The sequence below is a fragment of the Achromobacter sp. GbtcB20 genome, from assembly GCF_019091095.1.
Classification (GTDB): domain Bacteria; phylum Pseudomonadota; class Gammaproteobacteria; order Burkholderiales; family Burkholderiaceae_B; genus Achromobacter; species Achromobacter mucicolens.
In genome coordinates this window covers 1-521 of the sequence record NZ_JAGXJZ010000198.1, presented here as the reverse complement: position 1 = coordinate 521, position 521 = coordinate 1, and the positions used below count along the sequence as shown (strand labels likewise).

The following is a 521-nucleotide window of genomic DNA, read 5'->3' as shown; positions in this document are numbered from 1 at the left end:
ATGCGTAATTCCATGCGGACTCCAGGGTGGGCTTTGCATGGCGTTCATTTTCATTTCCGCCAAGCCTTTTTGACGCCTGCATTGTAGTCAATTACGGCCGAGTCGGGCGTGCCGATGCGACGCACGGCGCGCTGGGTGGGCTGGAGTGCAAAAAGGCGGGGGCAGGGCGCGCGGCAAGGCCGGCCGCGGCGGGCATATAATGGCGTTTTCCCGCGAATAAATCGAATACTATGTTAGCGAACCGTTTTATCAGTCCCCTCGACCAGCTGATCGTCGGCTTCGACAAGGCGCTGCGCGTGGTCGGCGGCGTGGCATCGGCCTCGCGTCCGAACCCGGCGGCGCACGCCGTCGACTGCGAACTCGACGAGCGCGAACAGCGCCACAGCGCCGGCCTGATGCGCGTGAACCACGTCGGCGAAGTCTGCGCCCAGGCGCTGTACGACTCGCAGGCGCGCTACGCGCAATCGCCGGCGATGCGCATGCAGTTCGAGCAGGCAGGGCGCGAAGAGGAAGACCACCTG

At 64.5% G+C, this 521-nt stretch carries 1 protein-coding gene; it reads left to right on the top strand.

Annotated features, from left to right (window positions below):
• Positions 1–230: 230 nt before the first annotated feature.
• A partial coding sequence (locus KVT32_RS28555) for a demethoxyubiquinone hydroxylase family protein (RefSeq protein WP_217619257.1) occupies positions 231–521 on the top strand: 291 nt, incomplete at its 3' end.